We start from the raw sequence: 26,496 nt of genomic DNA, 5'->3' as shown, positions 1-26,496 counted from the left end.
AAGAAAATTGGACGTATTCCATGACGCGTCAGCTATTTCAACCTTATTTGTAAATTAGTAGTAGTGTCTGTTAGTGAAGATTGTTGTGAAACAAGCTGCCTAATGGAACGGCCCTGGAGCCGAATTGCGAAAGAGAGGTAGGGCTTTCGCCAATAGACAACAATTTTAAAATTAAATTACTAACATATATAATATAAAGGCTATTCGTATACGATGTACGGATAGCCTTTTTCCATTTGTAAAATAAATTGATTATAATGGATCACGAAATGTTTATACAAAAAAAATAGGACTACCAATAAGGTTGTCCTATCTTAAATTAGAATATAAATACAATCGTGAAAACAATCGCTACAATAAAACGATAAACTGCAAACCCTGTAAGTTTTACTTTCTCTAATAGTTTTAGGAAGGAAACAATCGCAAGTAATGCAACTATGAATGCAGTGATGAATCCAGTTACGAATAATGGTAAATCTGAAGCACTTAGAATATCGATATTTTTAATTAAATCTAATCCACTTGCAGCGATCATCATAGGTACTGCTAAAATAAAGGTAAATTCTGCAGAAGTTTTTCGATCTAAACCAAACAATAATCCACCAGCTATCGTAGAGCCTGATCGTGAAAATCCTGGCCAAAGAGCTAACATTTGGAAGCATCCAATAATAAAAGCTTGTTTATAAGAGATATGATCTAAATCAGATGATTTAGGATGTTTAGAGACTTTTTCAGCTACAATTAATAAAATACCGCCAGCTACTAATCCGATTACAACAGTTTTAGGTGAGAATAAAACATCTTTAATGAAATCATGGAAGATAAGCCCTACAATCCCGGCTGGAATTGCACCGATAATAATATGAATTAAGTTGAGGTTCGTTTGTCTATATCCATCTGATTTTACTCCTAGTACTGACCATAGTCGTTTCCAAAAAACAACAACTACTGCTAGGATTGAACCAAGTTGAACAATTACTTCAAAAAAAGTTGCTTTCTCCCCTGTGAAATTTAATAAATCAGCAACTAAAATCATATGACCAGTAGAAGAAACCGGTAAAAATTCTGTTAATCCTTCTACCATTCCCATGATCAAACCAATTAACCAATCAGGTAACATTTAAAAATACCTCCATAAATACTTTTCGTTTATAAAATATACGCAATACATTCCATTTTACTTGAAAACTACCTAATATGAAAGGAAGTTTAAATTAAAATTAGCTCATAATTGTTACTTATTTGTACAATTTTACATAAAAATGTAGTTTAAAGTTAGAATTAATAAAAAAAGAAGTAGAAAAACTACTTCTAAATTCTTTATTGACGCTAATTGACTATTTAGTTTCGTTATCCTTAGACGTTTCTTCGCTCTTAGACAAATCCAATTCCATCAATTTTTTCATTAATATATGCTGTGGCATATGCATAATTTGTTCTAAAGGAACGTTTAATTTCTTAGAAAGTAAAATTGCCGTTTCAGGCGAAATTTGCAATGGTCGCATAATAATCCTCCTTAGTTTCGTAAAATTAGTATACAATAAGAAAAAGAAGAAAGTACATATTTTCTCAACGTGGGGGGAATTTGAGTGGTCGAAATTATAGGTCATAGAGGTGCTGCAGGAACGTACCCAGAAAACACGATGGTTTCTTTTATGGCATGTGAAGATTTAGGGGCAGATGGAATAGAGTTAGATGTACACTTATCAAAAGATGGTGAAATCGTAGTTATTCATGATGAAACTATAAATCGTACTACAAACGGTAAAGGCTTCGTTAAAGATTATACGTTAGCTGAATTAAAGCAGTTTGATGCTAGTTATCGATTTAAACGTCAATTCAAGGGATGTACGATTCCTACCTTAAAAGAAGTATTTGATTGGGCAAAAGGAAATAATTTTAGTATTAATGTTGAATTAAAAAATGATAAAATCGAATACCATGGATTAGAAGAACGAGTAATTAATTTAATCCGTTCATATGAATATGAAAAAAGAATCGTTTTATCTTCGTTTAATCATAAAAGTATGCTTAAATTTCACTTAATGGCACCAGACATTGAAACTGCAGTTTTATATAATAGAAGAAGTAAAGAACCGTGGATCATTGCAGAAGATTATAAAGCAAATGGCATTCATCCTAATTACCGCATTATTACTGATGAAAAAATAGAACAAACAATGGAACATAAGATTGCTGTAAGACCGTATACAATTAATGAACCAGCTGTTATGAAACGATTAATTAGCGTCAAATGTACAGCGATTATAACTGACTACCCTGAGCTTGCTTTTCAAGTGAGAAGTCAACTTCTTAGTAAATAAAAAAGTGCTGATCTAAGCACTTTTTTTGTTTTGTTCAATATTCTTTTGTTTTAGGTTAAGTTATTACGCGTAAAAATTATCTTTTTAAAAATCTACCTTGAACCTTGTTTCGTTTACGGTCTCTAAATAATACAAAGCTTCCGACTAAATAGAAACCAACACCTAATGAAACAAGGCCGATTACTAATTGTAATGGGAGATTTGGAATGCCAAAAGAATGGATCAGAAATACCGTGTCACGAAGTAATTTAATTCCGAGAACTGCTAAAGCTATTGGTACAACAATCACAACGAATGCTAACATACGTGTAAATGATTCTTTCATGTTTATTAATTCCTCCGATAATAGTAACAATAAATTGTATAATTACGTAATTCTCTTTCTTCATAATCTTATACAAGGATAGTGTTGTCAAGACTTATAAAACATTTGAAATAGACGAAGGAATGACTTTATATATATAATAGTTTAATGTGTTTAATAATTTGTTGAAATTAGTAGGTGAACTAAGATGAAACAAAACGTAATGATCGTTGGAATGGGAACTGGAGGTACAGCAGTATTAAAACTACTATCACATTCTGATTTATTTCAAGTTGTTGCAGTAGTAGATATGATAAAAGAAGCTAAAGGATTAGAATTAGCTAAAAACTTACATATTCCAATATTAAAGGATTGGAAGTCTAATTTAAACGAAGAGATTGATGTTGTCATAAATACTACTGGAGATGAAACGATATACGAGGAAATAAACGAGTATAAAGCTAAACATACTTTAGTGATCCCGGGTTCAGTTGCAAAAATGATATCTGATCTTGTTCAAGAAAAAGAATCACTTTTTCATTTAATCGATAATAAAAAAAGACAACAAGAACTAATTTTGGACAACACTCACGATGGAATGATTGTTGTTGATAAATGGGGGAAAATTCTTTTATTTAATCGCTCTGCAGAAAGAATGTTAAATACTGATAAAGATGCTGCGATTGGTAGGTATATATTGGATGTTGTCCCGACTAGCAAGTTACCTAGAGTTCTTCAAACGAAAAAGAAGGAAATTAATCAAGAGCATATTTTAATTAATGGAAGTAAGATTTTTACAACCCGTATTCCAATCTTTCGAGAAGATGGTGAACTTGAAGGTGCCATTTCTGTTTTTAAAGATGATACTGAGGTATTAGATTTGGCAGAAGAGGTTACGAATTTAAAAGAAGTTCATAGCATGCTTGAGGCCGTCATTCAAAGTTCGGATGAAGCAATTTCAGTTGTAGATGAAAAAGGTAATGGAATTATTATTAATCCGGCATACACAAGATTGACTGGATTGTCGAGTGAACAAGTTATTGGTAAACATGCAACGATTGATATTACTGAAGGAGAAAGTGTTCATTTAAAAGTGTTAAAAACAAAACATGCAGTTCGTGGAGTACGAATGAAGGTCGGAAAGCAAAATCGTGATGTACTAGTAAATGTAGCGCCTGTAATTGTAGACGGTAAATTAAAGGGTAGTGTAGGGGTAATCCATGATGTTTCAGAAATTTCTCAGTTAACGAATGAACTACATAGAGCTCGTCAAATTATTAGGACATTAGAGGCAAAATATTCATTCGAGGATATAGCTGGTGAATCTGAAGGAATCAGTTTAGCAATCATGCAGGCTAAATTAGCAGCGAGTACTCCTGCTACCGTATTACTACGTGGGGAATCAGGAACTGGTAAGGAATTGTTTGCTCATGCGATTCATAATGAAAGCGATCGCAAATATAATAAATTTGTTCGAGTGAATTGTGCTGCGATTTCTGAATCTTTATTGGAAAGTGAATTATTTGGTTATGAAGAAGGTGCTTTTTCTGGCGCAAAACGTGGTGGGAAAAGAGGTTTATTTGAGGAAGCTAATAATGGTAGTATTTTCTTAGATGAAATTGGAGAATTATCACCTGCGATGCAAGCCAAACTATTAAGAGTCCTACAAGAGAAAGAAATAAGACGTGTTGGTGGGACAAAGGCTATTCCTATAAATGTGCGAGTGATTGCTGCGACGAATGTTCATCTAGAGGAAGCAATCATTGAAGGAAAGTTTCGAGAAGACCTGTATTATCGATTAAATAAACTTCCTATTATTATTCCTGCACTAAAGGATCGAATTGAAGATATTTTGCCGATTAGTGAGAGGTTGTTAGCAAAAATTAATCAAGACTATGGTAGAAATGTTGAGGGGATTTCATTATCAGCATTAAATAAATTGAAAAGTTACAATTGGCCAGGTAATGTTAGGGAATTGGAAAATGTGCTAGGAAGAGCTGTTATCTTTATGAAATTTAATGAAAAACAAATCAACCCTGAACATTTAACAGCGATTGTACAAGTTAAGCAAGAACAATCTATTCATCAAAATGAAGTTCATACTGAAGAAATAAGCTCCCTTGATGAAATGGTTATAAATTATGAAGGTGAAATTATTGAAAAAATATTAATGAAAAATAATGGCAATAAAACAAAGACAGCAAAAGAGCTTGGGATATCAGTAAGGAATTTGTATTATAAATTGGAAAAATATCACACTGCAAAAAATAGCACGCAATAATTTGCGTGCTATGAATATTTTTGCATACAATTACTGTCATTTTTCAAAATATTGTTGTAGAATAGATTTATTGGTGTTACTAGTACCTGGTACTAGATTGTTGGTAATGTAAGGCTTTTCAACTATTTTTAAAATAGTTTTATCCTTTTTGAAAAGTTGGCACGCTAATTGCTTTATATAGTGCAGGGGGATGAAAGGAAGGGCTTTCAATGAATTTAACAGATATAATGTTACGTGCGAAAAATCATACTAGGCAAACTGTTGCTGTAGCTGTTGCTGAGGACTTCGAAGTAAAAGAAGCAGTTTCAATTGCATTAGATAATGATTTAGCAAACTTTTTACTTTTCGGAAATGAGCAAGCCATCTATGAAATGTATGAAGATTTATTAAAAAACGAACAATTTGCAGAAAGACTAAAAATTGTTCATTCTCATTCAGTTAAAGAGGCTGCTAAAAATGCAGTTGTAGCTGTTCGCTCTGGTGAAGCTTCAATTGTAATGAAAGGTAATCTTCCATCGTCAGTTCTTCTAAAAGAAGTATTGAATAAAGAATATGGTTTAAGAGATAAAAGTGTTTTATCACATGTTGCAATATTCGATGTACCAGGTAGAGACAAGGCAGTTATCGTAACGGATGCTGCAATGAACATCGCACCTACTTTAGAACAAAAGGCGAAAATTATTGAAAACAGTGTTGATATTGCAAGGAAAATAGGAATAGAAACCCCTAAAGTTGCTGTACTGGCAGCTGTTGAAGTAGTAAACCCTGCAATGCAAGCAACACTAGATGCAGCAACACTAACTGTCATGAATACAAGAGGACAAATTAAAAATTGTATTGTTGATGGACCATTAGCGCTTGATAATGCCATTTCTGTTGAAGCAGCAAAACATAAAGGCTTGACTGGAGAAGTTGCTGGGCAAGCTGATATATTATTAGTACCTACAATAGAAACTGGAAATATTTTATATAAATCTTTAGTCTTTATGGCTAACTCAGAAGTGGCTGCACTTATTGCTGGAGCAAAGGCACCGATTGTTTTAACATCGCGTTCTGACTCTGCAATGACAAAATTATATTCATTAGCATTAGCTATATGTAATTCAAAAAACTAAACTTACACATTTTAAGGGAGCTGTTATTACATGGAAATCTTCAAATACTTAGAAACTTATGATTATGAGCAAGTTGTTTTCTGCCAAGATAAAGCATCAGGATTAAAAGCAATCATTGCGATCCACGATACTACATTAGGTCCAGCTTTAGGTGGAACAAGAATGTGGACTTACGAAACAGAAGAAGCTGCAATTGAAGATGCTCTACGTTTAGCAAAAGGTATGACTTATAAAAATGCTGCTGCTGGCTTAAACTTAGGTGGAGGAAAAACTGTAATCATCGGTGATCCACGTAAAGATAAAAACGAAGCAATGTTCCGTGCATTTGGTCGTTATATCCAAGGCTTAAATGGTCGTTATATTACTGCTGAAGACGTAGGTACTACTGTTGCAGATATGGATTTAATTCACGAAGAAACTGACTATGTAACAGGTATTTCACCATCATTTGGTTCTTCAGGTAATCCATCTCCAGTTACTGCATTTGGTGTATACCGTGGTATGAAAGCTGCTGCAAAAGAAGCATTTGGTACTGATAGCTTAGAAGGTAAAAAAATTGCGATTCAAGGTGTTGGTAATGTTGCTTACAGCCTTTGCGAGTACTTACATGAAGAAGGTGCTCAATTAATCGTAACAGATATCAATAAAGAAGCTGTACAACGTGCAGTTGAAGCATTTGGTGCTACAGCAGTAGATCCAGATGATATTTATGGAGTAGAATGTGATATTTATGCACCATGTGCACTTGGTGCAACAATTAATGATAAAACGATCCCACAATTAAAAGCGAAAGTTATTGCGGGTTCTGCAAATAACCAATTAAAAGAAACTCGTCATGGTGATTTAATCCATGAATTAGGAATCGTTTATGCTCCTGACTATGTAATCAACTCTGGTGGAGTAATCAACGTAGCAGATGAGTTATACGGATATAACTACGACCGTGCAATGAAAAAAGTTGAAGGTTTATATGATAACATTGCAAAAGTTATCGAAATTTCAAAACGTGACGGAATTCCAACATATTTAGCTGCAGACCGTTTAGCTGAAGAGCGTATCGCTACAATGGCAAAATCTCGTAGCCAATTCTTATCAAATGGTCACAATATCTTAAGCAGAAGATAATTGACTAATTTAAATGTAACTTAAAATTCCTTTATTTTTTAGATGGAAAGAAAGAGCGAAGTAATAGTACCTCTTTCTTTCTAGTTATAAAGGTAAGGTAAACTTAGAAGGGAGAGTGTTGACAATGCATCGTATTTTAGTTATTAATCCTGGCAGCACATCCACAAAGGTTGGTGTATTTGATGATGAAAAACCAATTTTTGAACAAACAATACGCCATGACGATGAAGAATTAAATAATTACAAAACAATAATTGATCAATATGAATTTAGAAAAAATGTTATTTTAGAAGTATTACACAAAGAAGGTATTAACATCTCTAAATTAAGTGCTGTTTGTGGTCGAGGAGGATTACTAAGACCAATCGAAGGTGGAACTTATGCAGTAAATGAAATCATGTTAGAAGATTTGAAAATTGGTTATAGCGGGCAACATGCTTCAAATCTGGGTGGGATCATTGCGAATGAGATTGCACAAGGATTAAACATCCCAGCATTTATTGTTGATCCAGTAGTTGTTGATGAATTAGATCCAGTTGCAAGAATCAGCGGACAATCACTTATGGAAAGAAGAAGTGTTTTCCATGCTTTAAACCAAAAAGCTGTAGCACGAAAAGTGTCAAAACAACTAGAACAGTCATATAACGATTTAAACCTTATTATCGCCCACATGGGTGGAGGTGTGAGTGTTGGTGCTCATAAAAAAGGACGCGTAATTGACGTAAATAACGGTTTAGATGGTGAAGGACCTTTTAGCCCAGAGCGAGCTGGAACTGTACCAATTGGTGATTTAATAAAACTTTGTTTCTCTGGTGACTACTATATTAACGAAGTTCAAAAAATGATGGTTGGTCAAGGTGGTTTAGTAAGCTATCTTGGTACAGCTGATGCAATTAAAGTCGAAAATATGATTGAAGATGGTGACGAAAAAGCTGCATTAGTATATGAAGCAATGGCTTACCAAGTCGCAAAAGAAATTGGAAGTGCGGCAGCTGTTCTTGAAGGAAATATTGATGCAATTATATTAACAGGTGGAATTGCTTATAGTGATTTTATTGTTAATGAAATAACAAAAAGAGTTAAATGGATGGCACGTGTAATTGTTTTACCAGGTGAAAATGAACTTCAAGCTCTTTGTGAAGGTGCACTTCGCGTACTTCGTGAAGAAGAAGAAGCAAAAATCTATCCTGGAGAATTTGCAGTTAAATCTTTAGTATAAATGTGAGGAGAATTTCATCATGGCAACAGAATATGATTTAGTCGTACTCGGTGGCGGTACTGGTGGCTATGTAGCTGCTATTCGTGCTTCTCAATTAGGATTAAAAGTGGCAGTAGTAGAAAAAAATAAACTAGGTGGAACTTGCTTACATGCAGGCTGTATCCCAAGTAAAGCATTATTACGTAGTGCAGAAGTTTATTCAACTGCTAAAAAAAGTGAAGAGTTTGGTGTTGAAACAGAAGGCGTAACATTAAACTTTAGCAAAGTACAACAAAGAAAAGAAAATATCGTTGCCGGGCTTCATAAAGGTGTTGAACACTTAATGAAACAAGGTAAGATCGATGTATACAATGGATTGGGACGTATTTTAGGACCTTCAATCTTCTCTCCAATGCCAGGAACAATTTCAGTAGAAATGAACGACGGTAGCGAGAACGAAATGCTAATTCCTAAGAATGTATTAGTCGCAACTGGTTCAAGACCAAAGTCTTTACCTGGATTAACAATTGATGGTGAGCATGTAATGTCATCTGACGAGGCGTTAAAAATGGAGTCACTTCCAGCGTCAATTATTATCGTTGGTGGCGGTGTAATCGGTATTGAGTGGGCTTCAATGTTAGCAGATTTTGGTGTTGAGGTAACAGTAATCGAGTATAGTAAAACGATCTTACCTTTAGAAGACGAAGAAATTTCTAAAGAAATGACAAGATTATTAAAGAAAAAAGGCATTAAATTAGTTACGGATGCGAAAGTTTTAGCTGAAACTTTAGTAATCGATAATGGCGTAAGAATTAATGCCCTTCATAAAGATACTGAGAAATCTTTCACTGCTGAAAAAATGTTAGTATCAGTTGGCCGTCAAGCGAATGTTGAAGGAATCGGCCTAGAAAATACTGACATCGTAGTTGAAAATGGATTTATCCAAACAAATGCTAATTACCAAACGAAAGAATCACATATTTACGCGATTGGTGATGTAATTGGTGGTTTACAATTAGCACATGTTGCTTCAAGAGAAGGTACAATTGCAGTTGAGCATATTGCAGGTAATTCACCACTTCCTTTAGATCCAACAATGGTTAGTAAATGTGTATATAGTAATCCAGAAGTTGCATCTGTTGGTTTAACTGAACGTGAAGCGAAAGAAAAAGGCTATACAGTTAAAAAAGGAAAATTCTCATTCCGTGCAATCGGTAAAGCTTTAGTTTACGGTGAGCATGATGGATTTGTTAAAATTATCGTTGATGAAGAGACAAATGATCTACTAGGTGTCCATATGATTGGACCTCATGTAACTGATATGATTTCTGAGGCAGGCTTAGCACGTGTATTAGATGCAACGGCTTGGGAAATTTCTCATACAATTCATCCACATCCTTCATTATCTGAAGCTATTGGTGAAGCAGCACTTGCTGTAGAAGGATTAGCAATTCACTCTTAATTTAAAAAATTGAAATGTAGAGAGCAAATCTCTACATTTCATCACTATAATGATTTAAAACGCTTCCACACATGTATGTGGTAAAAGGGGGATATTTATGGAAAAGGTTACAACTTCAAACCGTCATGAACAGCTTGGTCTATCAAATGATGATGTTCTTAGTATGTATGAAACAATGCTAATGGCACGTCGTATTGATGAGCGTATGTGGTTATTAAATCGTGCTGGTAAAATTCCGTTCGTTATTTCTTGTCAAGGACAAGAAGCAGCACAAGTTGGATCAGCTTACGCATTAGATAATACAAAAGATTACGTATTACCATATTACCGTGATATGGGTGTTGTTTTACAATTTGGAATGACTGCAAAAGAATTAATGCTTTCTGGCTTTGCAAAAGCAGAAGATCCAAACTCTGGTGGTCGTCAAATGCCAGGTCACTTTGGACAAAAGAAAAACCGTATCGTTACAGGTTCATCTCCAGTTACAACTCAAGTACCTCATGCTGTTGGTGTAGCACTAGCTGCAAAAATGGAAGGTAAAGATATTGTCTCTTGGGTTTCATTTGGTGAAGGCTCTTCTAACCAAGGTGATTTCCATGAAGGTGCAAACTTTGCTGGTGTACATAAGTTACCAGTAATTTTCATGTGTGAAAATAACAAATATGCGATCTCAGTTCCGATTGAGAAACAATTAGCTTGTGAAAAAGTATCTGATCGTGCAATTGGATATGGTATGCCTGGTTTCACTGTTGATGGAAATGATCCTTTAGAAGTTTATCGTGTAACAAAAGAAGCAGTTGACCGTGCACGTCGTGGTGAAGGACCAACATTAATCGAAGCTGTATCTTATCGATTAACTGCACACTCTAGTGATGATGATGATCGTATTTACCGTTCTCGTGAAGAAGTAGAAGAAGCAAAAAGCAAAGATTGCTTATTTACATTTGCTAAGTATCTTCATGAAGTTGGTGTGTTAACAGAAGAAATAGAAAAAGAAATAGATACAAAAATTCGTGCAATCGTTGATGAAGCAACTGACTACGCAGAAAACGCTCCATATGCAGCACCTGAGCATGCATTGAAGTTTGTTTACGAAGAATAAGAGGGGGTAGGACAATATGGCAGTAATTTCTTATATAGATGCAGTAACTTTAGCGTTAAAAGAGGAAATGGAACGCGATCCAAAGGTATTTGTATTAGGGGAAGACGTTGGATTAAAAGGTGGAGTATTTAAAGCGACTCATGGTCTATATGATCAATTTGGTGAGGATCGAGTATTAGATACACCACTTGCAGAATCTGCAATTGCGGGTGTTGGTATTGGTGCTGCAATGTACGGACTTAGACCAGTAGCTGAAATGCAATTTGCTGATTTCATCATGCCTGCAGTAAACCAAATTATTTCTGAGGCATCAAGAATTCGTTACCGTTCAAACAATGACTGGACTTGTCCTATTACGATTCGTGCTCCTTATGGAGGCGGTGTACACGGGGCACTTTATCATTCTCAATCTGTTGAAAAGGTATTTGCAGGTCAACCAGGATTAAAAATTGTCATGCCTTCTACTCCTTATGATGTTAAAGGATTATTAAAAGCAGCAATTCGTGATAATGACCCAGTAATTTTCTTTGAGCATAAACGTGCTTATCGTTTAATTAAAGGTGAAGTACCTGAAACTGATTATGTACTTCCAATTGGTAAAGCTGATGTAAAACGTGAAGGTGAAGATATTACAATCATCACTTACGGATTATGTGTACATTTTGCTCTTCAAGCTGCTGAGAAATTAGCTCAAGATGGTATTTCTGTACATGTATTAGATTTACGTACAATTTATCCATTAGATAAAGAATCTATTATCGAAGCTGCTTCTAAAACAGGAAAAGTTTTATTAGTAACTGAAGATAATAAAGAAGGAAGTATCATGAGCGAAGTTGCAGCAATTATTGCTGAAAATTGCTTATTTGAGTTAGATGCGCCAATCGCACGCCTTGCTGGCCCTGATGTTCCGGCAATGCCTTACTCTCCTACAATGGAAAAATTCTTCATGGTTAATCCAGATAAAGTAGAAAAAGCGGCTAGAGAACTTGCAGCATTTTAATGGCACTGTTTGAAAAAGGGGGACATAATGATGATCGAAAATATTAAAATGCCTCAATTAGGTGAAAGTGTAACTGAGGGTACAATTAGTACTTGGTTAGTAAAAGTAGGAGATCGTGTAAATAAATACGATCCACTTGCTGAAGTTATGACAGATAAAGTTAATGCTGAAGTACCATCTTCATTTTCTGGTGTGATTAAAGAATTAATCGCAGGTGAAGGTGAAACTTTAGCTGTTGGTGAAATCATTTGTACGATTGAAGTTGAAGGAGCTTCTGATGAAGTAGCTGCTACAACAGTCGAAGAAACTAAACCTGTTGAAAAAACTGCACCTGTAGCACCAGTACAAACTCCTGTAGCTGCTGCACCGGTTCAAACGATTGCTAAAACTGATGAGTCTGGTAAAGTACGTTATTCACCGGCTGTACTTCGTTTAGCACAAGAAAATAATTTAGATCTTTCATTAATTCCTGGTACAGGAAATAATGGTCGAGTTACTCGAAAAGATGTTTTAAATGCAATTGCAAATGGTGTGCCTCAAGCAGCACCAGCACCTGTTGCAGTTGAAACTCCTGCTCAACCAGTAGTAGCACAAACTGCTCCTGCTGCCCAAGTAGCGAAAACACCTGCTGCACCACCAGCACCTGTTATTCCTACAGCAGTTGGCGATATTGAAATTCCAGTTACAGGTGTACGTAAGGCAATTGCTTCAAATATGTTACGTAGTAAACATGAAGCTCCACATGCTTGGATGATGATTGAAGTAGATGTTACAAACTTAGTAAATTACAGAAACAGCATTAAAGATTCTTTCAAACAAAAAGAAGGTTTCTCTTTAACATTCTTCGCATTCTTTGTTAAAGCTGTAGCGCAAGCACTTAAAGAATACCCAATGATTAATTCAATGTGGGCTGGAGACAAAATCATCCAAAAGAAAGATATTAACTTATCGATCGCTGTTGCAACGGACGATGCATTATTTGTTCCAGTTATTAAAAATGCTGATGAGAAAACAATCAAAGGTATTGCACGAGAAATTACTGAATTAGCTACAAAAGTTCGTACTGGTAAATTAAAATCAGACGAAATGCAAGGTGGCACATTCACTGTAAATAACACTGGATCATTTGGTAGTGTTCAAAGTGCAGGTATCATTAACTATCCACAAGCTGCAATTTTACAAATCGAAAGCATCGTAAAACGTCCATCTGTTGTAAATGGAATGATTGGCGTTCGCGACATGGTTAACCTATGTTTATCTCTTGATCACCGCGTACTTGACGGATTCATTTGTGGTAAATTCTTAGGAAGAGTAAAAGAAATTCTAGAAAATACAACAAAAGAAAATACGAGCGTATACTAATTTTTAAACAAAAGAGGTTGTCTTAAGGGGCAACCTCTTTATTTTTGTAAAAAAAGTTGAAAGGCAAAAGGAGTTAATCGTACAATTGAAATCCCCATGTTATAATGACTAAATAATTATAAAATTCTGTAATTAACAAGGAGTGGAATTTGTGCTAGTTGAACAAAACGGTTATTACATATCAACTAATAAGGAATTATTAAACCGAGAAGTTATTTATAACTTTTTAGACAAAGATTCATATTGGGCAAATGAAATACCTTATGAGTACATTGATCGATTTATTGAAGGATCTTTCTGTTTTGGTGTTTACAAGGGGAATCCAGAAGAAAGTAAACCAACACAAGTAGGTTTCGCAAGAGTAGTATCAGATGGCGTCACATTTGCTTATTTAGCAGACGTATTTATTCTCCCAAAATATCGTAAACAAGGCTTATCAAAATGGTTAATGGCCCAAATTATGAGTTATGAAAAACTATCAACCGTACGAACATTTTTACTTGGAACAAAAGATGCTCACAACTTATACCGCAAATACGGTTTTGAAGTGATTGATAATAGTAATAACCGATTCATGGCAATATTAAAAGACAATCTTTATCGAGATATGAAAAACAAAAAAAATAGAGACTAGTTAGGCAATCCTATATTTTCCTTATTTAAAATAACTCTAGAATTTCTATAATTGGGTGTTCAAACTCTTTTCCCACATTCTTACCAAACCTTTCGTTCAATGAGAGATCCCTAAACCTAAAACCTTTACAAACAGTAACATTTGTAAGATAATTTACAAATATGTGACATCTTAGAGGAATAGGGGGGATAAGATGTTTAAAAATTTATCGGCTGTGCATCCTGTTGCTTGGAATATTGTGATTGGAACATTATTCGTTCGATTCGCTAGCACAGTAAGTATGCCGTTTTTAGCTATTTATTTAACTTCAGTTAAACAGATTTCACCTGCAATGGTTGGGCTTATGCTAACCGTTTCATCTTTTTTAGGGGTATTTTTCAGCTTTATTGGAGGAACTCTTTCTGACCGTTTAGGAAGGAAAACGATTTTATTATCGAGTATTTTTTTATGGTCTATTACATTAGTTGGTTTTGGACTAGGAAATTCATTTGCCTGGTTTTTCGTATTGAACTCGATCTTAAATATTTGTTCATCATTTTTCGAACCTTCTTCAAGAGCATTACTTTCTGATCTAACTGACGAGAAGTCAAAACTGTTAGTCTTTAATTTGCGGTATGCTGCTATTAATGTTGGGGTTGCAGTAGGCCCTCTAGTTGGATTATATCTAGGAAGTTCCAAAAGCACTTTACCATTTGTGTTATCTGGAATTGTGTACTTTATTTATGGTTTAACATTATTATTTATGTTATCTAAGTATAAAAGTGGAGATGGAAAATCTTCTTCAACAACTAACAAAGTTTCGATGAAGGCGTCGTTTTCAATTTTACGGAAGGATATCATCTTTGCTTTAACGATTCTAACAATTTGTTTTTATGGTCTTGGTTATTCCCAAAGCTTTTCAACAATGTCTCAATATTTTGCGAATGCACCACAGTTTCATAATGGCGTTAAATTGTATGCGTATTTAACAACAATCAATGCAGTAACGGTAGTAATACTTCAATTCCCAATTGTAAGTAGGATGAAGAATTTTTCACCTACTGTATCGATGATGATTGGTAATGTGATTGTCAGTCTAGCTGTTGCTGGATTTGGGTTATTTACTAATTTTTTCTTATTAGCAATTGTTATGATCGTGTTAACTGTAGGAGAAATATTTGCATTTACATTTACAGATGTCTTTGTCGATCAACTAGCTCCTGAAGAATTAAAAGGAACTTATTTTGGGGCAATGGGATTCTCAAAACTTGGTTTCGTATTCGGCCCGGCGCTCGGTGGAAGCTTATTAGCATACTTTGGATACGAAAATGGCGGCCGTGGATTTGTTATAATTAGTGCAATCGCTTTTATCAGTTTTCCAATGATGTTTTTTGTAAATCGACTTTTTCAGAAAAGAAAAGAAGTCAAGGTTGGATCGGATACAAAGTTAACAGTTAATTCTTAAAAGAACGTTTTAAAGGCGTTCTTTTTTTTATGGTACTTCCTTTTAAATATTAACTTTCCATTCATTTCCAGTAACTAATTGTGATACATTTAATGTAAGAATAAAAATAGCGAGGATGGGGAGTTATTTGAATAAATATGGTAGGCTTTCTTTGATGATGGTTGGTATAAGTATAATACTATCTCTTTTTATCGAAGGTCATACAAAACAGCTGGGCATATTTCTTTTCTGTTTCCTAGTTTTATCAATAACAGGGGTAATTTTTGCATTCCTCTCAAAAAAGCTTACAAATATCATTCTTGGCACTGTCTTAAATAGTATATCCTTTGTATTCTTTTTCTTTTTACTAATGGCGTTCGGTATTGGAGAAGCTTAAGTATTAGAGTTTTATCATTTCATACTAAAAAAGTATGCTTTCGTTCATTTCCTCATATATTTGTATAAACAAGCGATATGGAGGGAGAGATATGGACGGACTTCTTTTTGATCAGCTTAAATTATTAAGTTGGGACTGTATCATTTTAGAAGGTGCTAGTGAGCAAGAAGAAGAGCTGATGAAAAATGTATTATCAAAATTACATTCAATCGGATTAAAAAATAAAATTGATGCAAAAGTTTTATTTATTGCAGGAGATGTGGAAAAGATTGATCAGTTTGTCGTAAAAAATCCATTTGTCACTGTTATACGAGTTGTTGAAGAACTAAATGAAGATTATCAATACGCCATATCTACTTTAGCTCATTTACCGAATGTAATCGTAGAGTTAGTGAATGAATAATTAAGGCGTTAAAAGATTAATTGAAATAATTAAACTAGCAGGTTTAAAAGCTTGAATTAATAGCCGCTAAATTGGTAAGATGAGAAAAAGCATGTAAGGAGTAGATGAAATGAATATGAATTTTAATTTTTTTATGAATGATGTTGTCCATACTGCACGTCAAGAAATCGTAGCGGCTGGTTATACAGAGTTAAAAACACCAGAGGAAGTTGAACAAGCGCTTGAAAAGAAAGGCACTACACTTGTAATGGTAAACTCAGTTTGTGGTTGTGCAGGTGGTATTGCTCGCCCAGCAGCAGCACACTCAGTTCACTATGATGCAAGACCTGATCAATTAGTAACTGTGTTTGCAGGGCAAGATAAAGAAGCTACTGCGAAAGCTCGTGAATATTTTACTGGTAAAGCACCATCATCTCCGTCATTTGCACTTTTAAAAGACGGTGAACTTGTTGCGATGGTTGAGCGTCATGAAATAGAAGGTCATGATCCGATGCAAGTTATTCAAAAACTTCAAAATTACTTCGATCAATTTTGTGAAGAAATTTAAATAAAAAGTACAAAAATTTATGNNCATAAATTTTTGTACTTTTTTTATGCATAATATTATTATGTAAACTGTATTTATAATAAAGCGTTTTAATTAATTATTTTGTAAATAAAATAAAAGATAAAAAAGAAAGATAATATTGCTAAAGAGCATGTGAAAATTAATAACAATAATGCATCTTTATATGCTTTTTCGTCATATTTTACTCGAAAAGCAAAGGATTCTAATCGATATTTTTTTAATTTTCGATATTGGTTTAAATCGATAATATTTGAATGATCCACAACACACCTCTCCTTTACAGTACTAATATATTGATTAAATTTTAAAATATTCTAAATAATTAGTAAAGTTATTTTACAAACAAATTAATAGAAAATTATGCCATAATTAATTGAATTTACTAAAATGCTTGAAAGGTAAGTGGGAATTTGTGAAATATACTTTATGCTTTATCAAACGAAATGATGAACTATTAATGTTAAATCGTTTTAACGCCCCTACAATGGGAATTTGGAATGGTGTAGGTGGAAAAATAGAAAAAGGGGAAACAATCGAAAGATCAGTTCAAAGAGAGATTGCAGAAGAAACCGGCATACATATTGAATTGAACGATTTAACTTATAAAGGTAAAGTGACTTGGCACGAAGAAGATGTGGATTTCGGGGGAATGTATGTATTTCTGGCGGAGGTTCCTAGTAGCTTAAAATATGATACACCTTTAAAAACAGAAGAAGGAATTTTAGATTGGAAAAAGATTGATTGGGTAATAGATGAAAAAAATCAAGGGGTAGGAGAATGTATTCCTTATTTTCTTCCTATACTATTAAATAATGATCAGAATCATCACTATTCCTTTTATTATAAGGAGAATACAGTTATTGATGTAGTGATAAAAGAAGAGATTTTGATATAATAAAATAATTTATAAATGAATAATATAAACATTTTTATAAAAATACCATTTCCACAATGGTATTTTTTTTATGAATAAAAATAAAAGCGCTTAAATTAGGTGGATACGATTGTTTGATAGTGTAAAAATACATTGAGTTGCGAGATTTGTCGAAAATTTTTTGGAATATTGAAAAAGTGTAATAACAACGATTTTATTCACCTTAATGAATAAATATATAAATATAATGAATTTTAATAAAAAGATATTTCTTATAATATCCTTGTAAAATTAGGATATATCTAATTTTTTTGTCGAAATACTGAAAAATATAGTTGCATATTTATTAGTATGTGTTAAAATTCATTTTGTAGAATAATTATTCATTCGAAAAAAATAGTTGTTTAATAGAAAACTAAAAATCATAATATAAATAATAAGTTTGAATTTTTAAAAAATTAGGGGGAAGCATTAATGAAAAAATTAGTCGGAGTTTTAGCTGCATCAGCATTATCAATTGGAATGTTATCTGCTTGTAATAAGTCAGATGATAAAACCTTAATCTTAGGAACAAGTGCGGATTATAAGCCTTATGAATTTATTGACACAAAAGATGACAAAATAGTCGGGTTTGATGTTGATTTAGCTAAAGAGCTTGGTAAAAAAACTGGATACACTATTAAAGTAAAAGATATTGATTTTAACTCATTAATTACTGCGATGAATGCAGATAAGGTAGATTTTATTATGGCAGGTATGAAAAAGACACCTAAGCGTGCGAAAAATGCAGATTTTACTGAACCATATTTCACTGATCAAAATGAAATAGTTGTGAATAAAGATTCAAATATTAAAAGTGTTAAAGATTTAAAAGGAAAAACAATCGGTGTACAAGCTGGTTCAATTCAAGAAACAAAAGCAATTGAAGTTTCTAAAAAAATTGGATTTAAAGTTGAAAACCGTAATCGTATTCCTGAAATGGTGGAAGAATTAAAAGCTGGTAGATTTGATGCAGTTGTGATCGAACAATCTGTAGCAAGTGGCTATTTAAATAAATTACCTGAAATGGAAGGTAAATTAATGCAAGAGTTCTTTGAACAATCTGGTTCAGCAGTAGCGCTTCCTAAAGGTAGTAAATTGACACCTAAATTTGATAAAGCACTAGCTGAATTAAAAGAAGATGGAACTGTTGATAAATTAGTTAAAAAATGGTTCGGTGAATTGAAGTAATTGGTGATTGAGAACATATTTTAATAGTTTAAAAAGATAAAGAAAATGATAAGGTTGTTGCATTCAGGGGAGGAATTATTGATGGAGAGAGATTGGAGTCACTTATTAGAAAAAATGCCTTTACGTCTTGCACCAAGCATGGCAAAGGATCATCCTAACTTACCGGTAGTTAAGGAAGAAGGCTGTTACTACTATGGTGTAGATGGTAAAGAATACTTAGACTTTACATCTGGCATTGCTACTACAAATGTTGGACATCGTCATCCAAAGGTAGTACAAGCAATTAAAGACGGCGCTGATTCTTTAGCTCATGGTCCATCAGGTGTTATTATTTACGAATCGATTTTAAAGTTAGCAGATGAGTTGGCTGAAATTCTTCCTGGTAATTTAGATACTTTCTTTTTTGGTAATAGTGGAACTGAAGCGATTGAAGGGGCGATTAAGCTAGCTAAACATGCTACTAAACGTCCATATATTGTTTCATTTATTGGTTGTTTCCATGGCCGTTCGATGGGAGCATTAAGTGTTACGACTTCAAAAAGTAAGTATCGAAAATTTTTACAACCAACAGGCTCTTATCAAATACCTTATGCAAATGTTTCAGAATGCCCCAAAGGATATGATGAAGAACAATATGTGGTAGAGCAATTAGAAAAAGATTTTAAACGTTTATTTAATCATCAAGTAACTCCAGAAGAAGTAGCTGCAGTTATTGTAGAGCCAGTTCTAGGTGAAGGTGGATATATAGTACCACCGAAAGCTTGGTTAAAGAAAATAAGAGAAATCTGTGATGAAAATAATATTTTACTAATTTTTGATGAAGTTCAAACTGGATTTGGACGTACAGGGGATTGGTTTGCTGCACATACATTTGATGTAACACCAGATATTATGGCAATTGCAAAAGGGATTGCAAATGGTATTCCATTAAGTGCAACTGTAGCTTCAAATGAACTAATGAAACAGTGGCCACTAGGTAGTCATGGAACAACATTTGGAGGAAATCCGATAGCTTGTTCAGCTGCACTGGCTGTTTTAGATATTATTAAAGAAGAAAAGCTTTTAGAAAATACAAAAGAAGTAGGAGCTTACGCAGTAGAAAAACTGAATGCATTAAAAGAAAAGCATCCGGTAATTGGAAGCATTCGCTCTATCGGTTTAATGATCGGTATTGAAATCATTAATCCAGCTACAAAAGAACCAAATGGTGATGGATTATTTAAAATTCTTGATCTTGCTTTGGAAAAAGGTGTTTTATTCTACTTCTGTGGTAACAACAGTGAGGTAATTCGAATGATTCCACCATTAACAGTTACGAAGAGTCAAATCGATGATGGTTTAGCAATCTTAGATGAAGCATTAACAGAATATGAAGAATCCATTGGATATGAATTAGTTGAAACAAAGGGCATTGGTTTCTAAACCAGTGCTCTTTATCTAAATAGGATTTGTCGAAAAAAATTAAATGACAATAGCAAAGGAGTACTACAATATGGATTTAGATTTTTCTCAAATTGTCCCTTCAATACCATATATATTATCCGGATTAAAATTAACATTACTTGTAGTTTTATGTTCAATTATATTAGGTCTAGTATTAGCAATACTACTTGCTCTAATGAAAATTAGTCGTTCAAAATGGCTAGTTTTAATCGCCGACTTTTATACATCAATTTTTCGTGGAACACCGATGGTTTTGCAATTAATGATTATTTATTTTGGTCTACCACAAATAATAGGTGTTGATATTGAGAAGTTTCCAGCAGCAGTTTTAGCTTTTGGTTTAAATTCAGGAGCGTATGTATCAGAAATTATACGTGCAGGTATACTAGCAGTTGATAAAGGTCAGCAGGAAGCTGCTTCTGCACTTGGGATCCCTTATCGTAAAATGATGTCAAAAATCATTTTACCACAAGCATTTAAAAATATTTTACCAGCTTTAATGAACGAATTTATTACATTAACGAAAGAATCTGCAATCGTCACAGTAATTGGTGCATCTGATTTAATGCGTAGAGCATTTTTAGTAGGTGGAGAAACTTACTCATTTATGGAACCACTTCTTTTTGTAGGTGCGGTTTATTATATTATCATCATGCTACTATCACTACTCGGTAAATCTGTTGAAAGGAGAATGCGTACAAATGATTAGAATTACTAATTTAAATAAAAGCTTTGGAAATGTGCATGTATTAAAAGGAATAACAACTACAATTGAACAAGGATCTGTGGTTGCAGTGATTGGCCCATCTGGTTCTGGTAAATCAACATTTTTACGTTGTATGAATTTATTAGAAACTCCATCTTCAGGTGAAATTTGGATGGAAGATATTGAAGTCACAAATCCTAAAAGTAATATTATGAAAATTCGTGAGGATGTAGGGATGGTTTTCCAACATTTTCATTTGTTCCCACATATGACGGTTCTAGAAAATATTACGTATGCTCCGATGAATGTAAAAGGTATGAGTAAGGCTAAAGCAGAAGAAAATGCAAAGGCGCTTCTTGAAAAAGTTGGACTTCTTGAAAAAGCAAATGTATATCCTCCTAAACTTTCAGGTGGTCAAAAACAACGTGTAGCAATAGCAAGAGCACTTGCAATGGAACCTAAAGTAATGTTATTTGATGAGCCAACATCAGCATTAGATCCGGAGATGGTAAAAGAAGTACTTGAAGTAATGAAATCATTAGCACATACAGGAATGACAATGGTCATCGTTACACATGAAATGGGTTTTGCAAAGGAAGTTGCGGATCGAATTCTATTCTTAGACGAAGGAAATCTAGTTGAAGATGCAACTCCAATCGAATTATTTACAAGACCTAAAACGAATCGTGCAAAGTTATTCTTAGAGAAAGTTTTATAATTCATAAAAAAATCCCTACTTTTCATCTGAAAAGAGGGTTTTTTTTATGACAAAAAATGCAGTGGTTTACTTAGAAATTGTCTAAATATGTTTTAGGTTTGTAAGTCAGCGGTTGTTTTTTGTATTTCAACTTCAGCACGCATTCAAATTCTACATAAAAAATTTTATTAATTAAAACTTGTTAATTCTTGTCTATCGAAAACATTTATTAAAGCGGATCAAAATGAAATAAAATTAACTTAGTTTCTGAATATTCTTTCATTTTTTTAATTGCAATAATATCTTTATTTTTTCAAGAAATACAAACTTGAAGGGAGAGTATTATGATGGAATTGGACAAAAATTCTAGTACGAGTATAAGTCAGAGCGAATACTCGGAAGTTGCAAAATCTCAAGAGTTTAAACAGTTACTAAGAGCAAAAAGAAAGTTTATTTTACCTATGTCTCTATTCTTTTTTTGTTTTTACATTGCATTACCATTAATGACTTCTTATTCTAAAGCACTAAATACAAAAGCAATTGGGGAAGTAACATGGGCTTGGGTGTTTGCATTCGCCCAATTTGTTATGACATGGGTATTATGTATGATTTACAGTAAGAAAGCTGAATCTTTTGACAAAATGGCAGAAGGGGTATTGAAAAAGTTAAATTAAGGAGGGGAAAAAATTTGAATACGACTGCATTTACATTATTTTTAATAATCGTACTAGGAACGCTAGTTATTACATATTTCGCTTCTAAAAAAACAAAAGATGCGAAAGATTTTTATACAGCAGGCGGTGGATTGACCGGATGGCAAAATGGATTTGCAATTGCAGGTGACTATATGTCAGCAGCATCCTTTTTAGGCATTGCAGGTGCGATTGCTCTTTCTGGATTCGATGGATTTTTCTATAGCATCGGATTTTTAGTTGCATATTTAGTTGTTTTATATTTAGTAGCAGAGCCTTTACGAAATCTAGGAAAATACACTTTGGCAGATATGATTGCAGCGCGATTTGATCAAAGAAAAGTAAGAGGGGTAGCAGCATTAAATACAATGACGATTTCCATCTTTTATATGATTGCACAACTCGTTGGGGCTGGTGCACTAATTAAATTATTACTAGGAATTAATTATACAACTTCTGTTTTAATAGTAGGTGTATTAATGACTGTTTATGTCATATTTGGAGGTATGAGGGCTACTAGTTGGGTTCAAATCGTAAAGGCAATACTTCTTATGCTTGGTACACTCGTTATTTCAATCATCGTATTTGCTAAATTTAATTTCAACATTAATGAAATGTTTAGCCAAATGAGAACGGCAACTCCATTAAAAGACTCGTTTTTAAATCCAGGAGTAAAATACACAAATGGTATAGATACAATTTCACTAAATTTAGCACTTGTACTAGGAACGGCTGGATTACCTCATATACTGGTGCGTTTCTTTACAGTACGTGATGCGAAAACGGCACGAAAATCAGTCGTTTACGCAACTTGGTTAATCGGAGCATTTTATATCATGACGATTTTCCTTGGATTTGGGGCAGCTGCATTTGTTGGAAATTCGGAGATCATAAAAGCAAATCCAGCAGGAAATATGGCGGCGCCACTTTTAGCTGAAGCATTAGGTGGTAACTTTTTATTTGCATTTGTTTCAGCTGTAGCATTTGCTACTATACTTGCGGTAGTAGCAGGACTAGTATTAACTGCCGCATCTGCCTTTGCACATGATTTTTACAATGAAATATTAAAACAAGGAAAAGCAACTGAAAAAGAACAAGTTTCAATGGCAAGATATGCCTCAATTGGAGTTGCTTTAATCTCAATCTTACTTGCAATATTCGCACAAACATTAAATGTTGCCTTTTTAGTATCCTTAGCATTTGCAGTTGCAGCAAGTGCGAACTTACCAGTCATCCTTTATACAATTTATTGGAAACGATTTAATACGACCGGTGCTATTACTGGTATGTTAACTGGATTGATCTCCGCAATCATTTTAGTTGCGATCAGTCCAAATATTTGGAGTCCAATTGAAGGTAAAGCCATCTTTGTTGGAGATCCATTAATAACGTTAACAAATCCAGGGATTATCTCGATTCCTTTAGGATTCATAGCTGCTTATTTAGGTACAATTCTTTCAAGTAAAAAAGAGAATGAAGCGAAATTTGATGAAATTCTCGTTAAGTCTAATACTGGACATGGGGTATCTAGTATTTCTACACATTAATAATTAGAAAAAGAAACTGAAATTTCTCAGTTTCTTTTTATTTACTCATCATTTTGTTTTAATTTTAAAGGTTTGGTAGAGATAATTGTTTCAATGTTTTTGCTGATTAATTTATTATTTTTACGATTTTCAATTCTTGCTTTTGCTATTTCAGCAAGTTCTCGTTCTTCTTCGGTTTCAAGAATGATAGATGGAACAGGTACTGTTTTATTATCTCTCATTCCAACAAATGTTAAAAACGAAGTAGCAGCAACTCGGCGATCGCCTGTAATCAAGTTCTCTGCAATCGCCTTTACGAAAATTACCATAGATGAAGTCCCTGTAACAACTACAAAGGATTCATAAGAGATACAATCCTCTTCCGTGACAGGATGTAGGAAGTCTACATGGTCGATTGAAGCAGTTACACATTTCAATCTCGAATGTTTCGAAGCAGTAATTGAAGCAGTCATATCCATATCAGCAAGAATTTTTCCACCAAATAAAGTTTGGTGATTGTTTAAGTCAGTAGGGAAAACCCGAACAACTAAAGCTGAACGTGATTCATGACAATATTTTGAACTCATAAATTCACACCTTTTATTAGAATAATGATATTTTTACCAATCTATTTTATATTAAGCGTAATTATGAGATGAAATATTTTTATTAGAGATAAGAGAAAATGGGAACTTTGAACGTAAAGGTTGAAAGAATGCTTAAGCGGAGTTTGATACTGTTGTTTTTATCAATCTTAAACATTTCTTAAGGTAATCCTATTCAATGAATCAAATAGCTCATAAAGTAAAACATAAATAATAGGTGATCTTATGTTTAGAATTGGTTCGAGGATTGTTAAAACGGCTTTAGGTAGTGCGGTTGCCATTTTTATCGCACAATCAGTAGGAGTACATTTTTACGCCTCTGCTGGAATAATAACCATATTATGTATACAAACAACCAAAAAGCGTTCATTAGATACGGCATTGAGAAGGTTTTCTGCATGCGTGCTGATCATCCTTTTTTGTATTTTTTTCTTTCATCTTTTTGGTTTTACGCCTTTAGCGATTGGGTTATTACTACTATTTTTTATTCCAAGTTTAGTAAAACTTAAAATTCAAGAAGGGGTCATTTCTAGTGCAGTTATTATGCTCCATATTTATGGTCTGAAAAAAATGACAGTTCCAATAATAATAGATGAGTTAACTGTCATTGTAATAGGAATTGGAGTAGCTTTGCTTTGTAATTTATATATGCCTAGTTTAGATGATCAAATAAAAAATTATAAAGTACAAATTGATTCTAAGTTTTGTTTTATTTTTGAAAAGATTTCTATTTTTTTAAAAGAACCAGCTAATAAATGTTTTTTGGAAGAATATGATGAAACAGTCAAATTGCTTCAAGAAGCGAAAAGAATTTCTAAATTAGAAATCGATAATCATTATTTTAAATCTTCGAATGATGAAGATTATGAATACTTTTTATTAAGAGAGCGGCAACTTGAAATTATTCGCCGAATTATTGAAACGGTTTGTAACATTAAAGTAAGTAACGAACAATCAACTATCTTATCCAAATTTTTTAATGATTTAAGTTTTTCAATAAATCCGATCATAAGTGGAGCCATCAGTTTATATCAGTTGGAAGAAATCTATCATATGTTTCGTGCAATGCCGCTACCAAAAACATCTGATGATTTCGAAACTAGAGCAGCGGTATTAACAATCATTAATGAAATGGAAAGTTTTTTGATTATGAAATCAAAATCTAAGAGAAAATACGCTAAGTGAAATTAATAAGGAGTTGCTATAATTGTTTAAACTAGTTCTATCACTACTGTTAGTAATTGGTCCTGTTTGGCCACTTGGACAAAATCCAAAGGTAGGAGAACCATTTATTATCATTAACAAAGAAGTAAATAATTTAGCTTATATAGAAGATGGTAAAGTACTAAAGATTTATCGAATTGCTACTGGAAAAACAGCTGATTTAACTCCTGAAGGTATTTTCAACATTACATATAAAGCCAAAAATCCATATTGGCGCAAAAAAAATATTCCAGGAGGGGATCCTAAAAATCCGCTAGGTTCTAGATGGATTGGCTTTGACGCATTAGGTACTGATGGTTCGATTTATGGTATTCATGGAAATAATGACCCTTCAACAATTGGTAAATATATTTCAAATGGTTGTGTAAGAATGTACACAAAAGATGTAAATGAACTTTTTGATAAAATCCCATATGGAACAAAAGTACTAATCACAACATCATCAAGATCATTTGAAAAACTAGCTCGTGAACAAGGTGCAATTAAATAAAAAAGAGGATTCACCATTAAAAACTAAAAGTTCTTGATGATGAATCCTCTTTTTCCTTTTACAACATCGCAGCGATACCCGCAAGTAAAGTAGTAGCAAGCATTGATATTAACATAATGATAACGACTACTTTTTGTGTTTTCTTTCTCATATGAATACCACCTTATACTAAAGAATTACAATTTATTAATGATTGATTAGATTAATACAATAGTTGTCCTATTTTAGCATAAGTAGGATCATTTTTACAGTCTAAGCCTCTCGTTTAATCACTCCATGCTTTTTTTGTTTTACTTCCTCATAACAGCCTC

Annotated in this window: 29 protein-coding genes; 23 read left to right on the top strand and 6 right to left on the bottom strand. The window is 33.5% G+C overall.

The window, feature by feature from the left end; genetic code table 11:
* Positions 1-319: 319 nt before the first annotated feature.
* Together bacA and CN925_RS03265 are read right to left on the bottom strand one after the other, a co-directional pair.
* Complete coding sequence (gene bacA / locus CN925_RS03270) at positions 320-1,120, bottom strand: undecaprenyl-diphosphate phosphatase (RefSeq protein ID WP_098844832.1); 801 nt, start codon at positions 1,118-1,120, stop codon at positions 320-322.
* A 217-nt stretch (positions 1,121-1,337) separates the two neighbouring features.
* Positions 1,338-1,505 (bottom strand): YycC family protein, encoded by a 168-nt coding sequence (locus CN925_RS03265; protein WP_098844829.1) that lies wholly within the window; start codon positions 1,503-1,505, stop codon positions 1,338-1,340.
* Positions 1,506-1,589: 84 nt separating this feature from the next.
* On the opposite strand from CN925_RS03265, the gene CN925_RS03260 reads away from it, so the two are divergent.
* Entirely contained in the window at positions 1,590-2,324 is a 735-nt protein-coding gene (locus CN925_RS03260; protein WP_286138253.1) for a glycerophosphodiester phosphodiesterase, read from the top strand.
* Between the two features lie 76 nt (positions 2,325-2,400).
* On the opposite strand, the gene CN925_RS03255 is transcribed toward CN925_RS03260, so the two are convergent.
* Positions 2,401-2,649 (bottom strand): DUF2627 domain-containing protein, encoded by a 249-nt coding sequence (locus CN925_RS03255; protein ID WP_098844826.1) that lies wholly within the window; start codon positions 2,647-2,649, stop codon positions 2,401-2,403.
* Between the two features lie 187 nt (positions 2,650-2,836).
* On the opposite strand from CN925_RS03255, the gene CN925_RS03250 reads away from it, so the two are divergent.
* The 13 genes from CN925_RS03250 (at position 2,837) to CN925_RS03190 (ending at position 16,677) form a co-directional block, all read left to right on the top strand.
* On the top strand, positions 2,837-4,909 hold the full coding sequence (locus tag CN925_RS03250) for a sigma-54 interaction domain-containing protein (RefSeq protein ID WP_098844824.1): 2,073 nt from the start codon (positions 2,837-2,839) through the stop codon (positions 4,907-4,909).
* Positions 4,910-5,118: 209 nt separating this feature from the next.
* Positions 5,119-6,024, top strand: a complete 906-nt coding sequence (gene yqiS, locus CN925_RS03245; protein WP_098844821.1) for a phosphate butyryltransferase — start codon at positions 5,119-5,121, stop codon at positions 6,022-6,024.
* Positions 6,025-6,054: 30 nt separating this feature from the next.
* A complete protein-coding gene (gene bcd, locus CN925_RS03240) occupies positions 6,055-7,149 on the top strand; it encodes a branched-chain amino acid dehydrogenase (protein WP_098844818.1) in 1,095 nt (364 codons plus the stop codon).
* A 118-nt stretch (positions 7,150-7,267) separates the two neighbouring features.
* On the top strand, positions 7,268-8,368 hold the full coding sequence (gene buk, locus CN925_RS03235; RefSeq protein ID WP_180232824.1) for a butyrate kinase: 1,101 nt from the start codon (positions 7,268-7,270) through the stop codon (positions 8,366-8,368).
* Between the two features lie 19 nt (positions 8,369-8,387).
* A complete protein-coding gene (gene lpdA, locus CN925_RS03230; RefSeq protein ID WP_098844814.1) occupies positions 8,388-9,809 on the top strand; it encodes a dihydrolipoyl dehydrogenase in 1,422 nt (473 codons plus the stop codon).
* Between the two features lie 97 nt (positions 9,810-9,906).
* On the top strand, positions 9,907-10,911 hold the full coding sequence (locus CN925_RS03225) for a thiamine pyrophosphate-dependent dehydrogenase E1 component subunit alpha (RefSeq protein ID WP_098844811.1): 1,005 nt from the start codon (positions 9,907-9,909) through the stop codon (positions 10,909-10,911).
* A gap of 16 nt (positions 10,912-10,927) precedes the next feature.
* On the top strand, positions 10,928-11,911 hold the full coding sequence (locus tag CN925_RS03220; RefSeq protein WP_098844809.1) for an alpha-ketoacid dehydrogenase subunit beta: 984 nt from the start codon (positions 10,928-10,930) through the stop codon (positions 11,909-11,911).
* A 27-nt stretch (positions 11,912-11,938) separates the two neighbouring features.
* Positions 11,939-13,273 carry a dihydrolipoamide acetyltransferase family protein gene (locus tag CN925_RS03215; RefSeq protein ID WP_098844806.1) on the top strand — a complete coding sequence of 445 codons (1,335 nt, stop codon included), beginning with the start codon at positions 11,939-11,941 and terminating at the stop codon, positions 13,271-13,273.
* Between the two features lie 151 nt (positions 13,274-13,424).
* On the top strand, positions 13,425-13,907 hold the full coding sequence (locus CN925_RS03210) for a GNAT family N-acetyltransferase (protein WP_098844804.1): 483 nt from the start codon (positions 13,425-13,427) through the stop codon (positions 13,905-13,907).
* A 193-nt stretch (positions 13,908-14,100) separates the two neighbouring features.
* Positions 14,101-15,351, top strand: a complete 1,251-nt coding sequence (locus CN925_RS03205) for an MDR family MFS transporter (RefSeq protein WP_098844801.1) — start codon at positions 14,101-14,103, stop codon at positions 15,349-15,351.
* A gap of 127 nt (positions 15,352-15,478) precedes the next feature.
* Positions 15,479-15,727, top strand: coding sequence for a hypothetical protein (locus CN925_RS03200; protein ID WP_098844799.1), 249 nt, complete (start codon positions 15,479-15,481; stop codon positions 15,725-15,727).
* 91 nt (positions 15,728-15,818) lie between these two features.
* Positions 15,819-16,130, top strand: coding sequence for a hypothetical protein (locus CN925_RS03195; protein WP_098844796.1), 312 nt, complete (start codon positions 15,819-15,821; stop codon positions 16,128-16,130).
* Between the two features lie 109 nt (positions 16,131-16,239).
* Complete coding sequence (locus tag CN925_RS03190; protein WP_098844794.1) at positions 16,240-16,677, top strand: BrxA/BrxB family bacilliredoxin; 438 nt, start codon at positions 16,240-16,242, stop codon at positions 16,675-16,677.
* An 89-nt stretch (positions 16,678-16,766) separates the two neighbouring features.
* Here the strand turns inward: CN925_RS03190 and CN925_RS03185 are convergent, their stop codons facing one another.
* Complete coding sequence (locus tag CN925_RS03185) at positions 16,767-16,961, bottom strand: hypothetical protein (RefSeq protein WP_098844792.1); 195 nt, start codon at positions 16,959-16,961, stop codon at positions 16,767-16,769.
* A 149-nt stretch (positions 16,962-17,110) separates the two neighbouring features.
* Between CN925_RS03185 and CN925_RS03180 the strand changes: the two genes are divergently transcribed.
* The 7 genes from CN925_RS03180 (at position 17,111) to CN925_RS03150 (ending at position 23,887) form a co-directional block, all read left to right on the top strand.
* The gene (locus CN925_RS03180) at positions 17,111-17,593 is read left to right on the top strand and encodes an NUDIX hydrolase (RefSeq protein WP_286138252.1); all 483 of its coding nucleotides are present in this window, start codon (positions 17,111-17,113) and stop codon (positions 17,591-17,593) included.
* 453 nt (positions 17,594-18,046) lie between these two features.
* Positions 18,047-18,802: a transporter substrate-binding domain-containing protein gene (locus CN925_RS03175; protein ID WP_098844790.1), complete on the top strand. Its 756-nt coding sequence runs from the start codon at positions 18,047-18,049 to the stop codon at positions 18,800-18,802.
* Between the two features lie 81 nt (positions 18,803-18,883).
* Positions 18,884-20,224, top strand: a complete 1,341-nt coding sequence (locus tag CN925_RS03170) for an aspartate aminotransferase family protein (protein WP_098844788.1) — start codon at positions 18,884-18,886, stop codon at positions 20,222-20,224.
* Positions 20,225-20,294: 70 nt separating this feature from the next.
* Positions 20,295-20,954, top strand: coding sequence for an amino acid ABC transporter permease (locus tag CN925_RS03165; RefSeq protein ID WP_098844785.1), 660 nt, complete (start codon positions 20,295-20,297; stop codon positions 20,952-20,954).
* Positions 20,947-21,669, top strand: a complete 723-nt coding sequence (locus tag CN925_RS03160; protein WP_098844783.1) for an amino acid ABC transporter ATP-binding protein — start codon at positions 20,947-20,949, stop codon at positions 21,667-21,669. Before CN925_RS03165 ends, CN925_RS03160 begins: the two co-directional genes overlap by 8 nt.
* A gap of 326 nt (positions 21,670-21,995) precedes the next feature.
* Positions 21,996-22,322: a DUF485 domain-containing protein gene (locus tag CN925_RS03155; RefSeq protein ID WP_098844780.1), complete on the top strand. Its 327-nt coding sequence runs from the start codon at positions 21,996-21,998 to the stop codon at positions 22,320-22,322.
* 14 nt (positions 22,323-22,336) lie between these two features.
* Complete coding sequence (locus tag CN925_RS03150) at positions 22,337-23,887, top strand: solute symporter family protein (protein ID WP_098844777.1); 1,551 nt, start codon at positions 22,337-22,339, stop codon at positions 23,885-23,887.
* A 41-nt stretch (positions 23,888-23,928) separates the two neighbouring features.
* On the opposite strand, the gene CN925_RS03145 is transcribed toward CN925_RS03150, so the two are convergent.
* Positions 23,929-24,453 carry an acyl-CoA thioesterase gene (locus tag CN925_RS03145; protein ID WP_098844775.1) on the bottom strand — a complete coding sequence of 175 codons (525 nt, stop codon included), beginning with the start codon at positions 24,451-24,453 and terminating at the stop codon, positions 23,929-23,931.
* A gap of 243 nt (positions 24,454-24,696) precedes the next feature.
* Between CN925_RS03145 and CN925_RS03140 the strand changes: the two genes are divergently transcribed.
* Together CN925_RS03140 and CN925_RS03135 are read left to right on the top strand one after the other, a co-directional pair.
* Entirely contained in the window at positions 24,697-25,656 is a 960-nt protein-coding gene (locus CN925_RS03140; protein WP_098844772.1) for an aromatic acid exporter family protein, read from the top strand.
* A 22-nt stretch (positions 25,657-25,678) separates the two neighbouring features.
* Positions 25,679-26,185 (top strand): L,D-transpeptidase, encoded by a 507-nt coding sequence (locus tag CN925_RS03135; RefSeq protein ID WP_098844769.1) that lies wholly within the window; start codon positions 25,679-25,681, stop codon positions 26,183-26,185.
* A gap of 58 nt (positions 26,186-26,243) precedes the next feature.
* Here CN925_RS03135 and prli42 read toward each other — a convergent pair whose 3' ends face one another.
* Positions 26,244-26,336, bottom strand: coding sequence for a stressosome-associated protein Prli42 (gene prli42, locus CN925_RS21185; protein WP_180232822.1), 93 nt, complete (start codon positions 26,334-26,336; stop codon positions 26,244-26,246).
* Between the last annotated feature and the right edge of the window lie 160 nt (positions 26,337-26,496).

This window comes from Bacillus sp. AFS055030, from assembly GCF_002574545.1.
Taxonomy (GTDB): domain Bacteria; phylum Bacillota; class Bacilli; order Bacillales; family Bacillaceae_G; genus Gottfriedia.
This window is presented reverse-complemented; position numbering and strand designations above follow the sequence as displayed.

Coding starts and splice junctions, on each gene's coding strand:
- CN925_RS03140 (WP_098844772.1), top strand. CDS start 24,697: ATGTTTAGAATTGGTTCGAGGATTGTTAAAACGGCTTTAGGTAGTGCG.
- CN925_RS03255 (WP_098844826.1), bottom strand. CDS start 2,649: ATGAAAGAATCATTTACACGTATGTTAGCATTCGTTGTGATTGTTGTA.
- CN925_RS03160 (WP_098844783.1), top strand. CDS start 20,947: ATGATTAGAATTACTAATTTAAATAAAAGCTTTGGAAATGTGCATGTA.
- bacA (WP_098844832.1), bottom strand. CDS start 1,120: ATGTTACCTGATTGGTTAATTGGTTTGATCATGGGAATGGTAGAAGGA.
- CN925_RS03145 (WP_098844775.1), bottom strand. CDS start 24,453: ATGAGTTCAAAATATTGTCATGAATCACGTTCAGCTTTAGTTGTTCGG.
- CN925_RS03265 (WP_098844829.1), bottom strand. CDS start 1,505: ATGCGACCATTGCAAATTTCGCCTGAAACGGCAATTTTACTTTCTAAG.
- yqiS (WP_098844821.1), top strand. CDS start 5,119: ATGAATTTAACAGATATAATGTTACGTGCGAAAAATCATACTAGGCAA.
- lpdA (WP_098844814.1), top strand. CDS start 8,388: ATGGCAACAGAATATGATTTAGTCGTACTCGGTGGCGGTACTGGTGGC.
- prli42 (WP_180232822.1), bottom strand. CDS start 26,336: ATGAGAAAGAAAACACAAAAAGTAGTCGTTATCATTATGTTAATATCA.
- CN925_RS03250 (WP_098844824.1), top strand. CDS start 2,837: ATGAAACAAAACGTAATGATCGTTGGAATGGGAACTGGAGGTACAGCA.
- CN925_RS03155 (WP_098844780.1), top strand. CDS start 21,996: ATGGAATTGGACAAAAATTCTAGTACGAGTATAAGTCAGAGCGAATAC.
- CN925_RS03220 (WP_098844809.1), top strand. CDS start 10,928: ATGGCAGTAATTTCTTATATAGATGCAGTAACTTTAGCGTTAAAAGAG.
- CN925_RS03170 (WP_098844788.1), top strand. CDS start 18,884: ATGGAGAGAGATTGGAGTCACTTATTAGAAAAAATGCCTTTACGTCTT.
- CN925_RS03225 (WP_098844811.1), top strand. CDS start 9,907: ATGGAAAAGGTTACAACTTCAAACCGTCATGAACAGCTTGGTCTATCA.
- CN925_RS03215 (WP_098844806.1), top strand. CDS start 11,939: ATGATGATCGAAAATATTAAAATGCCTCAATTAGGTGAAAGTGTAACT.
- CN925_RS03205 (WP_098844801.1), top strand. CDS start 14,101: ATGTTTAAAAATTTATCGGCTGTGCATCCTGTTGCTTGGAATATTGTG.
- CN925_RS03175 (WP_098844790.1), top strand. CDS start 18,047: ATGAAAAAATTAGTCGGAGTTTTAGCTGCATCAGCATTATCAATTGGA.
- CN925_RS03195 (WP_098844796.1), top strand. CDS start 15,819: ATGGACGGACTTCTTTTTGATCAGCTTAAATTATTAAGTTGGGACTGT.
- CN925_RS03165 (WP_098844785.1), top strand. CDS start 20,295: ATGGATTTAGATTTTTCTCAAATTGTCCCTTCAATACCATATATATTA.
- bcd (WP_098844818.1), top strand. CDS start 6,055: ATGGAAATCTTCAAATACTTAGAAACTTATGATTATGAGCAAGTTGTT.
- CN925_RS03190 (WP_098844794.1), top strand. CDS start 16,240: ATGAATATGAATTTTAATTTTTTTATGAATGATGTTGTCCATACTGCA.